This window comes from Ensifer sp. ENS03, from assembly GCF_014852035.1.
GTDB classification, from domain to species: domain Bacteria; phylum Pseudomonadota; class Alphaproteobacteria; order Rhizobiales; family Rhizobiaceae; genus Ensifer; species Ensifer adhaerens.
In genome coordinates, this window is record NZ_JACVAV010000008.1 from 185935 (window position 1) to 200797 (window position 14863).

General features: G+C 60.8%; 13 protein-coding genes. 10 read left to right on the forward strand and 3 right to left on the reverse strand.

Annotated features, from left to right (window positions below; genetic code table 11):
• The first annotated feature begins 44 nt into the window (after positions 1–44).
• Genes IB263_RS24810 through IB263_RS24820 form a run of 3 tightly spaced genes read left to right on the forward strand, consistent with a single transcriptional unit; the run spans position 45 to position 3621 of the window.
• Positions 45–1316: a polysaccharide biosynthesis/export family protein gene (locus tag IB263_RS24810; protein ID WP_192439207.1), complete on the forward strand. Its 1272-nt coding sequence runs from the start codon at positions 45–47 to the stop codon at positions 1314–1316.
• An 8-nt stretch (positions 1317–1324) separates the two neighbouring features.
• The gene (locus IB263_RS24815) at positions 1325–2608 is read left to right on the forward strand and encodes an O-antigen ligase (protein WP_192439208.1); all 1284 of its coding nucleotides are present in this window, start codon (positions 1325–1327) and stop codon (positions 2606–2608) included.
• Positions 2605–3621, forward strand: coding sequence for an acyltransferase (locus IB263_RS24820; RefSeq protein ID WP_192439209.1), 1017 nt, complete (start codon positions 2605–2607; stop codon positions 3619–3621). Before IB263_RS24815 ends, IB263_RS24820 begins: the two co-directional genes overlap by 4 nt.
• Positions 3622–3676: 55 nt before the next feature.
• Here the strand turns inward: IB263_RS24820 and galE are convergent, their stop codons facing one another.
• Positions 3677–4663, reverse strand: coding sequence for a UDP-glucose 4-epimerase GalE (galE, locus tag IB263_RS24825; protein WP_060521088.1), 987 nt, complete (start codon positions 4661–4663; stop codon positions 3677–3679).
• Between the two features lie 331 nt (positions 4664–4994).
• Here galE and IB263_RS24830 point away from each other — a divergent pair, with 331 nt between their 5' ends.
• From IB263_RS24830 to IB263_RS24860, 7 genes are all read left to right on the forward strand, one after another.
• On the forward strand, positions 4995–6632 hold the full coding sequence (locus IB263_RS24830; protein ID WP_192439210.1) for a TIGR04028 family ABC transporter substrate-binding protein: 1638 nt from the start codon (positions 4995–4997) through the stop codon (positions 6630–6632).
• A 66-nt stretch (positions 6633–6698) separates the two neighbouring features.
• On the forward strand, positions 6699–7643 hold the full coding sequence (locus tag IB263_RS24835; protein WP_113293288.1) for an ABC transporter permease: 945 nt from the start codon (positions 6699–6701) through the stop codon (positions 7641–7643).
• On the forward strand, positions 7640–8521 hold the full coding sequence (locus IB263_RS24840) for an ABC transporter permease (RefSeq protein ID WP_110819104.1): 882 nt from the start codon (positions 7640–7642) through the stop codon (positions 8519–8521). The genes IB263_RS24835 and IB263_RS24840 overlap by 4 nt, the downstream gene beginning before the upstream one ends.
• Entirely contained in the window at positions 8518–10158 is a 1641-nt protein-coding gene (locus IB263_RS24845) for an ABC transporter ATP-binding protein (RefSeq protein WP_192439211.1), read from the forward strand. Before IB263_RS24840 ends, IB263_RS24845 begins: the two co-directional genes overlap by 4 nt.
• Positions 10159–10185: 27 nt before the next feature.
• Positions 10186–11232: a putative FMN-dependent luciferase-like monooxygenase gene (locus IB263_RS24850; RefSeq protein WP_110819106.1), complete on the forward strand. Its 1047-nt coding sequence runs from the start codon at positions 10186–10188 to the stop codon at positions 11230–11232.
• Between the two features lie 39 nt (positions 11233–11271).
• Complete coding sequence (locus IB263_RS24855) at positions 11272–11889, forward strand: CMD domain protein (protein ID WP_060582941.1); 618 nt, start codon at positions 11272–11274, stop codon at positions 11887–11889.
• Positions 11890–11909: 20 nt separating this feature from the next.
• Positions 11910–12512: an alkylhydroperoxidase domain protein gene (locus IB263_RS24860; RefSeq protein ID WP_060610532.1), complete on the forward strand. Its 603-nt coding sequence runs from the start codon at positions 11910–11912 to the stop codon at positions 12510–12512.
• Between the two features lie 327 nt (positions 12513–12839).
• Here IB263_RS24860 and IB263_RS24865 read toward each other — a convergent pair whose 3' ends face one another.
• Together IB263_RS24865 and IB263_RS24870 are read right to left on the reverse strand one after the other, a co-directional pair.
• The gene (locus IB263_RS24865) at positions 12840–13889 is read right to left on the reverse strand and encodes a porin (protein ID WP_090297235.1); all 1050 of its coding nucleotides are present in this window, start codon (positions 13887–13889) and stop codon (positions 12840–12842) included.
• Between the two features lie 504 nt (positions 13890–14393).
• Entirely contained in the window at positions 14394–14801 is a 408-nt protein-coding gene (locus IB263_RS24870; RefSeq protein ID WP_192439237.1) for a DUF983 domain-containing protein, read from the reverse strand.
• Positions 14802–14863 lie beyond the last annotated feature (62 nt).

The following is a 14863-nucleotide window of genomic DNA, read 5'->3' on the forward strand; positions in this document are numbered from 1 at the left end:
CGCGCGACCGGTCGCGGGAAGGCGCCTTCATTCGGGAAGCCCAAATGAGAGAACATCATCTGTCGAGACAGTCGCGCATGCCGCGCACGCTACCCCGTTTCCTGCGCCGGGCGGTTTTCATCGCCGCGGCGCTCACTTGTGCTTTTCCGGCTTGGGCCGATGAGTATCAGCTCGGCACTATGGACAGGCTGAGAATTCGCGTGGCCGAATGGCAGACCGCGGAGGGGGCTGTCCGCGACTGGTCGGTCGTCAGCGGCGAGTACACCGTTGGTCCTTCGGGTGCTCTATCCTTGCCCTTCATCGGCGACCTGCCGGCGGCGGGCAAGACGACGACCGAAGTTGGTGAAGCGATCGGCGAGAAGATGCAGACGCTCTTCGGTCTGCGCGATCGGCCGTCCGCCTCCGTCGAACTCGCGCAGTACCGCCCGGTTTATCTCGCGGGCGAGGTCCAGAAGCCCGGCGAATATCCTTTTGCCCCCAATCTGACGGTGTTGAAGGCCGTAAGCCTTGGCGGCGGATTGCGCCGTTCGGAAAGCGGCCAGCGCTTTGCGCGCGACTACATAAATGCGCATGGCGATTCGAGCGTCCGGACGTCCGAGCGCAACCGGCTGCTGATCCGTCGCGCCCGCCTTCAGGCCGAGATCGCCGAAAAGGATGGCATCGAACTGCCGAAGGACCTTCAGGGTGTTCCCGGTATCGACAAGCTTCTCGCAAACGAGACCGCATTGATGGCCTCGCGTGACAGGAAGCAGAAGCTGCAACTGGAGTCGCTCGCCGATCTGAAGTCCTTGCTCGAAAGCGAAATCCAGTCGCTGGCAAAGAAGACGGAAACCCAGAACCGCCAGCTCGAGCTCGTCGTTGAAGACCGCGAGAAGGTCGAAAGCCTCGCCGAAAAGGGCCTGGCGCTCAGCCAGCGCAAGCTGTCCCTGGAGCAGCGCGTGGCCGAACTGCAGGCCGCCCTTCTCGACATCGATACTGCTTCGCTGAAGGCGAAACAGGATGTCAGCAAGGCGGGCCAGGACGAAACCAATCTTCGCAACGATTGGGACGCTCAGCTGGCGCAGGACCTGCAGAACACCGAGGCCGAACTCGACACGCTTTCGATCAAGCTCGGCACCAGCCGCGACTTGATGGCCGAAGCGTTGCTGCAATCGGCCGAAGCCGCGCAGTCGAAAGACAATACGGAGGAGGCGACGATCGCCTATTCGATCATGCGCGAGCGCGACGGAAAGCCGACAGAGATCTCCGCCGACGAAAATACGCCTGTATTGCCCGGTGACGTGATCAAGGTCGAAGCCAACCTGGCAACGCAGTAGGAACGGCTGTGAAAATTTCGAAGGCGAGCCTGATTTCTCCCGATCGCAATGGTGTCTATGGCACTGTTGCGATCGCGCTATCGCTCTTCGTCTTCGCCTATTCCTCGCGCTTCGGACAGGCCTCGATCCTGCTCTACTATGGCCTGTGGCTGCCGCTGGTGCTGGTCGATTACCGTCGTGTGCTCGGCAACTACGGAATCCGCCTCTGGATCCTAGGATTTGCGATCTTCGCCTGCCTGTCGGTCTTCTGGTCGGCGGCGCCCGGTATGACGGCGCGAACGGGGATACAGTATCTCTCCCACGTGATCTGCGCCCTGATTGCCATGCGGGTTGTCGGCATCAGGACCCTGGTGCGCGGCGCGATTGCCGGAACCGGCGTCGTTCTCGTCTACTCACTCCTCTTCGGCGTCTACCACCTCGATCCTCTCGACGGCACTTACAGCTTCGTCGGCGCTTTCGCCTCGAAGAACCAGCTGGGATTCTACGCCTCGCTCGGCATCTATTTCGCCTTTGTCGCGCCGATCGCGCTTGGCGAACGCGGCCTGTGGTTCGCGGCAGCCAGCCTGGTCGCGTTGCTGTCGGCCTATTCACTTTTTGCCTCGCAATCGGCGACGTCGGTGTTGACCACAGTGGTCATCATCGGGGTGTGGCTGGGCATGCGGTTGGTCGGACTATTGTCGCCGGCACACCGCAAGGGGCTCTTCCTCGCCGCCGCCGTCTGTGGCGTCATGGTCGCCGTTGCGGCCATCTATGGTGGGGGCGTCGATCTTGTCCTCGGGCTTTTCGGCAAGGATTCCACCCTAACCGGACGGACCTATCTGTGGCAGCAGGGCATCGAGGCGGCCATGTCGTCACCGCTGGTTGGTGTCGGCTATCAGGCCTATTGGGTCCAGGGCTTCTCGGAGCCCGAACGCCTGTGGGAAGAGTTCTATATTGCCACGCGCTCGGGCTTCCACTTCCACAACACCTTTATCGAAGCGATGGTGGAGACCGGCGCGATCGGGCTCGTGCTTCTGTCCGGCATCCTTCTGATAACCGTGCTCGGGCATACCAAGCGGTTGTTGACGCAGGATCATGACACGCAATCTTCCGTGCTCTTCGGCATAGCGCTGCTTCTGCTGGTGCGGTCCTTCGTCGAAATCGACATCATGAACCCCTATCACATCGGCTCGTTCCTGCTCTATTTCGCCGCCGGAAAGCTGACTTTACCGGAAGCGCGCACGCACCAGAGCGTCGAAGATCGTCCGGCGCCGGCCGTATCGGAGATCCCGCTACGACTGAGGTATCAATGATCAGCGCCCCGACGACAACGATCTACGGCATTCAGTATCTGCGGGCCGTCGCAGCGCTCGGCGTCGTCGTCTTTCATGCCGCCGAGCGCACCGGGCACCACTTCGCAATTGGTGCTGCGGGCGTCGATGTCTTCTTTGTCATCAGCGGCTTCATCATGTGGGTGATCAGCGAACGGCGGCCGGTGTCACCGCTCGCCTTCCTCCGTGATCGCATCCAGAGGATCGCGCCGATCTACTGGCTTGCAACCGCGGTCATGGTCATCGGCGGCGTTATTGGCCTGTTTCCCAATCTAGTCTTGAGCAACGCGCATGTGCTTTCCTCGCTGCTGTTCATTCCCATGCGATCGCCAAGCAGCGGCGAAATCTGGCCAGTGCTGGTGCAGGGTTGGACGCTGAACTACGAGATGTTCTTCTATGCCGTCTTCGCGTTGACACTGCTGTTGCCGCGGTCGAGACGGTTGCCGGCGATCGCTGGCTGTTTCTCGGCGCTGGTTGCTATCGGCTTTGCCGTCGACAGCGACAACGCGCTCTTCGTCACCTATACGCGGCCGATTATTCTTGAATTTGTGGCAGGCATGATCGTCGCCGAGTTGTGGCTGAGAGGCAGGGTGCCTGGCGCAATGTCCGGCCTTATGCTTGTCGCCGGCGCGTTTTCAGGATTTGCGGCGGTCGCCGTGCTTCGCCTGCCTTTCGACGAATTCATCCTCGGGCCTTTGGCCGTCATGCTCGTCTTGGGAACGCTGGCGCTCGAAGCGCAGGGCTGGTTCCGCCCCAGCAGGCTGCCGATGATGCTCGGCGACGCATCCTACTCGATCTACCTCTGGCACACCTTTGCGATTTCGGTCGTGGTCAAGGCTTGTGGAATGATGGGTATAGGGCTGCTCACATCGGCGCTGCTGGCGGTCATTGCAGGGACCGCGCTTGGCGTTTTCGCCTATCTTCTGATCGAGAAGCCGCTGGCCACACGGCTGCGCTCGGGCTTTTTCTCAAGGCCGGTGCAGCACACGGCCTGACAAATCGGAGCCGTCTGGCGCGGCGATCACCGCCGCGCCAGACGTGGTCTGTATCTCAGACACCCTGATTACGACGGGAATGCCAGTTCCAGGCCGTGCGCGTGATGTCGGTGAGACCGTATTTCGGAACCCAGCCGAGAATGTCGCGCGCCTTGTCGTTGTTGGCGACCAGGGTGGTCGAATCCCCTTCGCGGCGGTCGACGAGATCGACCTGGAATTCGCGTCCCGAAACCTCGGAAATCGCCGTCAAGAGTTCCTTGACGGTCGTGCCGGTACCTGTTCCGAGATTGAGCTCGACGCTGTCGCCGCCCGAAAGCAGGTGTTCGACCGCGCGCACATGGGCGTCGGCAAGATCAAGCACGTGGATATAGTCGCGCACGCAGGTGCCGTCGCGGGTGTCGTAGTCCGTGCCGAAGATCTTGAAACTCTGGCGTCGGCCGAGGGCCGCGTCGATGGCGAGCGGGATGGCATGCGTCTCCGGCTCGTGCCACTCGCCGATGCGGCCTTCCGGATCGGCGCCAGCGGCGTTGAAGTAGCGCAGGATCACCGAGCGCAGGCCCTTGTACTGCCCGTAGTCCTTCAGTGCCTGTTCGCACACCCATTTGGTCCGGCCGTAAGGGTTGATCGGCGCCTGGCGGTGCTGTTCGTCGATCGGCACGCTCTCCGGCAGGCCATAGGTGGCACAGGTCGAAGAGAAGACGAAAGCTTCGACGCCTGCGGCAAGGGCAGCCGAAAGCAAGGTCAGCGTGCCGATGACATTGTTGTCGTAGAAGGAAACCGGGTCTTTCACCGATTCACCCACCTCGATCATCGCGGCAAAATGCAGGATGGCGCGTGGCTTGTGACGGGCAAGGACTTCGTCGAGCCGCTTTCGGTCGCGGATATCACCCTTTTCCAGCACGCCCCATTTGACGAATTCTTCGTGGCCGTTCGAAAGGTTGTCGTAAACGACAGGCTCGAAACCCTTGTTGGCGAGTTCGAGGCACGTATGCGAGCCGATGTAGCCGGCACCGCCGACGACGAGGACTTTATTGCTTTCCATGATGCTTACGATCCTTGGGAGGTTCAGAGAAATTGCCAAGATTTTTCAACGGATGACGACAATGGTGTCAATGCCGCGCGCAATCAAGCACGTGTCCATGTCGCGTATGTGGCGGTGGTTACCAGCGGGCTTCTTTCCACACTTCCGTCGATCCCGGCCCTTCAAAATTGGTGGGAAAAATGCGGGAAGGGACAATTATCTCCCCGGCGACGGCGCGCTAGATGCTTCTTTCGGTTCGGGTAAAACATATAGCATATTAATTTACTAGATTTAATTGATTACGCCGGCCGCAGTCGTACCATAGCCTCCAGATTTCTGAAGGAAGGCTCTCATGACGACGAAACTGAAACGCTTGGCACTGACGCTCGCCACACTTGCGACCACTGGCCTGGCTCTGAGCGACGCGCAGGCGCAAGCGGCAGATCCGGTCAAGGGCGGTACGCTGATCTATCTTGAGCAGCAGGCCCATACGAACCTCTACCCGCCGGCCGGCGGCTTTTATCCGAACGGTGGCATCCTCAACCAGATCACCGACAAGCTGACCTATCAGAACCCGAAGACGCTGGAGATCGAGCCCTGGATCGCCGAGTCCTGGACGGTCAACGCGAATGCGACCGAATATACGTTCAAGATCCGTCCCGGCGTGACGTTCTCCGATGGTTCGCCGCTCGACGCGGCTGCCGTTGCCAAGAACTACGACGTCTTCGGCCTCGGCAACAAAGCCCTGAAGCAGCCGGTCTCCGAGGTCATCAACAACTACGAGCGCAGCGAAGTCGTCGATCCGCTGACGGTCAAATTCTACTTCAAGAAACCGTCGCCGGGATTCCTTCAGGGAACGTCCGTGATCGGTTCGGGCCTGGTCGCGGCAAGCACGCTGGCGCTGCCCCTCGAAGAACTCGGCGACGCCACGAAAATCATCGGCTCCGGCCCATTCGTCGTCGAGAGCGAGACGATCGGCAAGGAACTGAACCTGAAGGCGCGCGACGAATACAATTGGGGCCCGGCCAAACTCGAACACCAGGGCCGCGCCTATCTCGACGGCATCAAGTACATCATCACCGGTGAAGACAGCGTGCGCATTGGTGCACTGCTCGCAGGGCAGGCGGATTTCATCCGCCAGGTCCAGGCCTATGACGAGGGCCAAGTCGAGGCGCAGGACTATCAGATCTACGCGCCTTCCACCCGCGGGGTGAACAACAGTGTCGTCTTCCGCCCAGACAACCCGTTGGTGTCCGACATCAGGGTGCGTCAGGCGCTGCTGCATGCGACCGACACCAAGGAAATCGTCACCACATTGTTTTCTGCCAATTATCCGCAGGCAACCTCGATCATCGCGTCGTCGGCCCTCGGCTACAAGGATATCTCGGCCAAGCTCGCTTTTGATCCGGCGAAGGCCAAGGCCCTGCTCGATGAAGCGGGCTGGTCGGTCGCCGCCAACGGTCTGCGCCAGAAGGACGGCAAGGAACTGGTGCTGACGGCTTATGAATCGCTGCCGCAGCCGCAGAACAAGGAAACGCTGCAACTGGTCGCGCAGCAGTGGGGAAAGGTGGGCGTCAAGCTGAGCGTTCTTGCCGGCGATAGCGGCAGCAAGACGGTGGATGATCTCGATCCGCTGAAGACGCCGGTGTCGCCTGCCATGGTCGGCCGTGCCGATCCCGATGTGATCAAGAGCCAGTACTATCCGAAGAACCGCGATGTGCTGCGCCAGAAGGGCGGGCTTAGCGACAAGGTCCAGAGCTTCGTCGATACCAAGCTGAATGGTCTGCTCGATGCGCTCGCGTCCGAGCCGGATCGCCAGAAGCGCCTCGCGATTGCCGGCGAGGTTCAGGATTACGTCGTCGATCAAGCCTATGCGATCCCGATCTTCGAGGAGCCGCAGGCCTATGCAGGTGCGCCCTACGTCCAGGGCGTGGCATTCGAGGCCGTCGGGCGTCCAAGCTTCTACAGCACCTGGCTTGCTGAACATTGATTGGTTCGACGGCCACCGCAACGTCGGTGGCCGTCGTCTCTGAAATCCGCCTGCGAGGAACGGATCATGTCCGCCTATTTGTTCAATCGTGTTGCTCAGGCTCTGTTTGTGCTTTGGGCCGCATTCACGATCTCTTTCGTGCTGCTGCAGGCAATGCCCGGCGATGCGATCCTCATTAAGTTCCAGAACCCCGATCTCGGCCTGACCGCCGAACAGGTCGCCGAAATCCGCGCCTCTTATGCGGTCGATAGCTCCGTGCCGGTGCAATACGCGCGGACTATCGGCAAGTTCCTGGCCGGCAACTTCGGCTACTCGGTTCAAGCCGGTGTTCCGGTTTCAAGTCTGCTTGCTGCGCATCTGCCGGCAACGCTGAAGCTCGCGGGGCTCGGCTTCCTGCTAGCTGCGATCCTGGCGACCGTCATCGCTTTCCTCTCCAGTCTCGCGCCGTTTGCGTGGCTGCGTGGCGCGCTGCAGTCGGTTCCGTCGCTCTTCATTTCTATCCCGACCTTCTGGCTCGGCATCATGCTCATCCAGATCTTCTCCTTCCGCCTGAAACTCGTGCCCGTCATCAACCCTGGTCCCTGGCAGGAATTGATCCTGCCGGTCGCAACACTTGCCGTGCCGATTTCCGCGCCACTGGCGCAGGTGCTCGTTCGCAATATCGACGAGGTGTTGACGCGCCCCTTCGTCGCCGTGGCGCGGGCAAAGGGCGCCACTCGCCTTTGGGTTCTCTGGCGGCACGTCGCGAAGAACGCGCTGCTTCCGACGTTGACGATTGCCGGCGTGTTGTTCGGCGAACTGATTGCCGGGGCGGTGGTGACGGAGACCGTCTTCGGGCTGAACGGCATTGGCGGACTGACCGAACGCGCCGTGGGCAGCCAGGACGCAGCCGTGCTTCAGGCGATCGTCGTTCTGTCTGCGCTGGCCTTCGTGATCATCAATCTCGCTGTGGACCTGCTCTATCCGGTGCTCGACCCACGCCTCAGGACCAAAACGGGAGCCGTTGCATGACGACCTTCGATACGCTTCACGATGACGCCGTTGCGGCGCCAAGAGCAAAGAGCGAACGGCGTTCTGGCGCGGCATCGCGGCTGCGCCGTGTACCCGTAGGACTGGCCCTTTCCTGGCTTATCCTCGGTTCTGTTTTCCTCTGGGCGGTCGCCCCCTCGTTCTTCACAGGCTACAACCCGCTTGAGGGCGTCGGTGGCGCGCAGTTGCAGCGGCCGAGCGCTGATCATCTGCTCGGAACCGATGCGCTCGGGCGCGATCTCTATGCGCGCATCGTCTACGGGGCCGTTCATTCCCTGACCGGTGCTTTTGTCGCCGTTGGGCTGGGACTTGCGGTTGGCACCGGTCTCGGCGTCGTCGCAGGTTCGGTGCGGCGTCGCTTCGACGATGCGATCATGCGCGTTGTCGACGTGCTCCTGTCGATCCCTCCGCTGCTGCTTTCGCTCAGCATCATTATCCTGCTCGGCTTTGGAACTGTGAACGCGGCAATCGCTGTTGGGGTCACCTCGGTCGCAGGCTTTGCCCGGCTGGCGCGGGCGGAAGTCGTGCGCGTGCGTCGCAGCGATTATGTCGAGGCGGCCTTCGGCAGTGGCGGGACCTTTGCCTCGGTTCTGTGGCGCCATATTCTGCCGAATTCCTTAACCTCGGTCGTCGCCTTTGCCGCGCTGCAATTCGGATCGGCCGTACTGCAGATTTCGACGCTCGGATTTCTCGGCTACGGCGCGCCGCCGCCGACCCCGGAATGGGGGCTGCTGATCGCCGAGGGGCGCAATTACATTTCGACCGCCTGGTGGCTGACCACCGCGCCCGGCATCGTGGTTGTCCTCGTCGTGCTGGCTGCCAATCGCGTCAGCCAATCTTTCGGGAGGGCCGCAGCATGACCGTCATACCTGGACCTTTTCCCCCCGTTCTCGAGGTCGAGGATCTTTGCATTGCCTACGCTGACAGCAGCGGCGAACGCCGCGCCGTTCATGACGTTTCGTTTCGCATCAATCCAGGTGAGGTTGTGGCCCTTGTCGGTGAATCCGGTTCCGGCAAGACGACGACCGCACAGTCGATCATCGGTCTGCTCGCTGCGAATGGCCGAGTGGAACGCGGAACCATCAAGCTGAATGGAACCGACATTGCCCGCTGGACGGATCGGCAACTGGATAAGGTGCGCGGCGCGAGGATCAGCCTCGTGCCTCAGGATCCGGGAAGTTCGCTCAACCCGGTCAAGACGATCGGCTCGCAACTCGGCGAGATGTTCCGCATCCACGGCGCGCTGAGATCCGACGAGATCGAGGCCCAGGTGCTCTCTCTTCTGGCCCGCGTCGGCTTGAGCGAGCCGGCACTTCGGGCGCGGCAGTATCCGCATGAACTGTCGGGCGGCATGCGCCAAAGGGTCTTGATTGCGATTGCGATTGCGCTGAAGCCGCAGCTGATCATCGCCGACGAGCCGACGAGCGCGCTCGACGTCACGGTCCAGAAGCGCATTCTTGATCTCATCGACGAGTTGCGAACGGAGTATGGTACGGCCGTGCTTCTGGTGACCCACGATCTCGGTGTTGCCGCCGACCGGGCCGATCGGATCGTCGTCCTACAGGGCGGCCGGATTCAGGAGCAGGGCGCAACGGGCGCTGTTCTGGCCGCACCACGCAGTCCCTACACGAAACAACTACTTTCGGACGCGCCATCCTTTACCGCCCCCCCGAGGTTGGCAACGGTTCGACCACCCGTTGCGGAGGCTCCGGACGATATCGTCGTCGTCGAGGGCCTTGTCCGCGAATTCGTTCGCAAGGACGGCGGGTCCCCGCTACGCGCCGTCGACGAACTGAGCTTTCGCGTCCGGCGCGGAACGACCCATGCAATCGTCGGGGAATCCGGGTCTGGGAAGACGACGACGATCCGCAACATCGTCGGCTTTGACAGGCCGACGGCCGGGCGGATTGAGATCGACGGCACCAATGTCTCGGGCCTGACCGGAGAGGGGCTTCGGCAGTTCCGCCGCAAGGTCCAGCTCGTTTACCAGAATCCCTACGGCTCGCTGGACCCGCGCCAAAGCGTGCTGCAGATCGTGACCGAGCCGCTGACGAATTACCCGGGACTCCTGCGTTCTGATCGCGAGGAGAAGGCAAGGGCGATCCTTGGCCGCGTCGGTTTGCCCGAGGACGCATTTGCACGACGGCCCCATGCGCTTTCCGGCGGCCAGCGCCAGCGTGTTGCCATCGCCCGGGCGCTCGTGCTCGATCCGCAACTGGTTGTGCTCGACGAAGCGGTTTCCGCACTCGACGTCAGCGTGCAGGCCCGCATTCTCGACCTCTTGGACGAACTGCAGGGCGACCTCGGGCTCACCTACCTCTTCGTTTCCCACGACCTCGCCGTGGTGCGTCAGATCTCGGACACCGTTTCGGTTCTGAAGGATGGGCGGCTGGTCGACGGCGGAACCGTTTCCGACGTCTTCGAAAACCCTCGCAGCGATTACACCCGTGAGCTGATCAATGCCATTCCCGGACGCAACCGCCGGGCTGCGGCCTGAAGCAGCGGACTACAGACAGGACCGACCATGATTGAGACGACGCCACGCAAACGCCTCGGTTTTTTTACCCGACTGCTCGACGACGTTCCGGCGGGCACCCGCTACCATTACGCAAAGGAGCAGATCGTCACCGCCGAGCGTTTCGGCTTCGACACGGCCTGGGTCGCGCAGCACCATTTCCACGCGGACGAAGGCGGCCTTCCGGCGCCCCTGGTTTTCCTTGCCCATGTCGCCGCGGAGACGACGCGCATCCGTCTTGGAACCGGTGTCATTACGCTGCCGCTCGAAAATCCGATCCGGGTGGCCGAGGACGCCGCCGTTTTCGATCTGCTCTCCGGCGGGCGACTGGAGGTCGGGTTCGGGACCGGCGGCACGCCGTCCTCCTTCACGGCCTTTGGCTTGGAAAGCGCCGATCGCGGCGCGATCTTCGGCAGGCATCTCCAAACGGTTCTCGACGCTTGGGCAGGTCGTGGCCTTCCAGGCGGAGATCGCCTCTACCCGTCAGCGCCGCAACTGCTCGGCCGTATCTGGCAGGCAACCTTTTCGGTGGCGGGTGGCGAGCGGGCAGGGCGGGCCGGCGACGGCCTGATGTTGTCACGCACCCAACCGCGGCCAGAAGACAATCCGCACGCTTCGTTGGCGGAGTTGCAAAACCCGATCATCGACGCCTATCTGCATGCGCTTCCTTCCGGCCGCGCGCCGCGTATCCTCGGTTCTCGCAGCCTGTTCGTTGCCGACAGCCGCGCCGAAGCGTTGCGGCTTGCCGAGGTTGGGTTGAGACGGGGTGCGGAACGACTGATCGCTAGCGGTCATACAGTTCCCGGCAATTCGCTTGCCGATCTGATTGCGGCCTTCGACGTACATGTCGGCTCCGTTGACGACGTCATCGCCAGTCTCAGCGCAGATGAGACGCTGGAGCGTGTCACCGATCTGGTGTTCCAGGTTCATTCCGTTGATCCGCCGCACCCATTGATTCTGCGCTCCATCGAGCTCATCGCCACCAAGGTCGCTCCGGCGCTCGGCTGGTCGCCGCAGGAGAAATTCCATGCCCGGCGTTTCGGCGCCGTCGGTTGAAACGGACAGCTGGTTCCATTTTTCAAAGGAGACGACGTCATGACCACCACGTCACCGGATATCATCGATCTGCTGGCCGGCATCACCGCCGGGTCGGCGCTCGACCGCATTCGCGCCCAACGGCCGGAAACCCGCGAACAGGCGCAGAAAAGCTATCTTGCACTCTTTCAGCCCGCGGATTTCGGCGACGTGTCGGCGGCGGAGCGGCATGCGGTCGCAAGTTTCGTTGCCGGCCTGCACCGTCAGCCGGACATTTTCGAATTTTACAGCAGTCCTTTCGAGGATAGCGACAACGATCGCTGGTTGATCGAGGTTATCAAGGCCGAGATCGGGGCAGGACGGGCAACAGGGCCATACGGCAACTATCCCGACGGGCCGCTTAATGGAGAGAATGAAGCCGGCCCACTCTATCAAGTATCACGGTCAAGCCGCGAGGTGCTCGGCCGTAAGCTGTCCGCCGCGCTGGAGCACGCCCACCTGCTCGTCTTCCATTTGCGTGATGCCAGCCCGCAGGCGTTGCAAGCCTTGCTCGACGCTGGCTGGACGACAAATGGTGTCGTGACCCTGTCGCAGCTGATTTCCTTCGTTACGTTTCAGATCCGCGTCATCACCGGTCTTGGCTTGCTGTCGACCGCCACGAAGCGCGCTGCGGCTTAAGAACTCAAGAGGACCTGCGAATGACCGAACATGCCATCATCCCGATCGTTGAAAATCCGCCTGTTACCTTCACGCAGGCCGAGATCGGCTGGACACCGTGGCTGCAGCCCTTGCCTGAGGAAGAGCTGACGGAGCGTCACCTCAAAGGCCTGGTCGAGGCTGGGCGCGCAAAGTCGCCCTACTTCCGCCTGCTCGTGCGCGATCCGGAAGTGCTTGAAGCGCGCACGAAAACTGACAAGGACATCTTCTATAACACCCGCTCGGGCCTGACGCGCGCCGAGCGCGAACTGGCGGCGACCGCCGCGTCTAGATATAACGGCTGCATCTTCTGCGCCTCGGTACATTCGCGCTTCGCTTCGCATCACTCAAAGCGCACAGAGGATGTGCAGAAGCTCCTCGACGAGGGCGTCGAAACCGATCTCGGCGAACGCTGGAATGCAATCGTCGCCGCTTCTGTGGCGTTGACGGCGACCCCGCCTACCTTTGGGGAGGAGCACATCGGCCGACTTTCGGCAGCAGGCCTAGACGAACTAGAGATCGCCGACGTCATCCATGGTGCCGCCTTCTTCAATTGGGCAAACCGGCTGATGCTCTCACTTGGAGAGCCAACGCCGGCAAACTGAGCCGCACACGCGGTCGGTCGCAACCGACGCCAGACATAGGCGAGCCCGCAAGATCGAGATCTTGCGGGCTTTTGCATGCGCGTCACCTGACCCATCTCGAACCTGTGAGCGGCCGAAACAGAACCCGCGGCGATTGTTTGCAGTCAGAAAGCGGCAGGCACTCCAGAACAATTTCAATCGCGCAAAGCGCTCATGCCGGCTTCGATCGAAGTAATTCGGCTTTTCTGAAGAGTGGCACAAGAACAGCGGCCAATTTTACTGCCACCATAGAAAAAGCCCGCAACGTCTTACGATGTTGCGGGCTTCTTTCATCCGAGTTTATTCGGATTAGAAGTTACGCTGCAGACGGACGAAGCCGAGAACCTGGTCGTCCGAACCGCCACCAACCTTGTCGGTGTCTTCGTACTGAACCGATACGCGGGTCGCGAGGCCTTCGGTGATCGCGTAGTCGAGCGTTACGCCAGCGCGCCACTTGGAGAGGTCGTTGTTGAAGTCGTTGCCCGTGCGCAGGCTATCCCAGTACTGAACGCCGGGGGTGATCTTCAGCTTGTCGGTTGCCTTGAAGGCGTACGAAGCAGCAACGGTCCACTCCGAAGCGTTCCAGTATGCGTTCGGGTTCGAAGCCCAAACACCGGCGACCTGGAAGACACCCGGGCCGAGGTCGGCCGAGAGCAGAGCGCGGATGGCGCCTTCTTCGTATTCAGAGTCGTAGCCGCCGAGCAGGTCGAAGGAAACGCCACCGAGCGTAGCCGAAACGATGGCTTCAACACCAACGCCGTTCGACTTGGTCGAGGTGCCTTCAAGTTCGTCAACGGCGATACCGGCCTGGAACGAACCGCCGTCATAGAGGTAGGCGATCGAGTTGAATTCGGTGACGTTGCCGATCGAGTCGGTTTCGCCGTTCAGGCCCTTATCCCACCAGCTGTAGAAGAAGCCGGCCTTGAGGCCACCGAGCTGGATGTAGGCTTCATCGACGTCGATCAGGCTGTCGCCAGCGTCGGTGTCGTTGTCGGCGTTGAATTCAGCAGCGAAGAAGCCGGTGAGCGTGCCGTACTCGGTGTCGCTCTTGGCGTCGAACGAGATGTAAGCGCGCGAGAAGGAATCCCAGTCAGATGTGGACTGGCCGCCGAACTTTTCCTGATTGTAGCGGCTATCAGCGGCGTCACGACCAAACGAAGTCTGGAAACGGATGAAGCCGCCGATCTTGAGGCAGGTTTCGGTGCCCGGGATGTAGAAGTAGCCAGTGCCGAAAGCGTCGCAAACGCGAACGTATTCCATGGGCTCCGGCTCGGCTGCAACGATGGCGTCGGCAGCCTGAGCGCCGGAAACTGCTGCGAGAGCAGCAGCGGAGCCGAGAAGAAGGCTTTTGATAGTCATTCGATCGATCTCTCTAATGGTTATCAAGGTCAACAAGGCCCGCCCCTGGTGTCCCCCAGAGATTTATCGGTTACCTCGCTCGCGCTGCTACGAAATGAACCACTGCGATGACTCGCAGCGGGCAGCGGCGACACCGCTATCACAAAAAACAAGACAGTTACGCAACAAACGCGTTTCTAGCGTTTGTTAACAGCTATTACTATAAACTGTTGCACATCGGCAACTATCATATATTTCTAAAATAAGTTTATCTTACAAATGATAGTAATGAATCCGAATTATATTAAAAGCGAAGCCTTTATATGACAAAATGCTCTCATAAAAACTTCACAGTTTGCACGTTGACGTCTTGATTTTGTTATTTTACGTAGAGCCGGCCTTTGAGAAGAGAGGCTTCCGGTGAAAGCGCCGTCAACTATCAACAGTTGGCGGCGCAATTATTTTTTAGGGGTATACACGGAGGCTTTGGGCTTCTCTTTCGCTCAGGAGTGAGCCTTCGAAGATCTACTGCGTCGCCACCGGCGGCTCGCCGTTTCGCCTTACGACCTTGCCTTCCTCAGCCTTGTAGAAAAACTGACTTGAGACGAGCCAGCCCTTCAGGGGGCGAAGCGGCGGAATGCAAGTCAGCAGCATGAAGGGCCCGGTCACCAGTAGGTGTATCCAGAGCGGTGCGCTGTATTGAACTTCCAGCCAGACGCCAAGGAAAACACTCGGTACGCAGGCAAAGCAGATGACGAAGAAAGCGGGGCCATCGGCCGGATCGGCAAAGGAGTAATCGAGGCCACAGACTTCGCATTCCTTGCGCATCTTCAGGAAGCCGTTGAACAGGTGCCCTTGCCCGCAGCGTGGGCAGCGGCCGCGCAAGCCAGTCTGCATGGGCGGGATCGGCGGCCAATCACTATCGGAAGACATGTTTGTTCCTTTCAGGCGTTCCGGTTGGCGCTGGAGTTTTGCGCCGAGATTGCCTGGATATG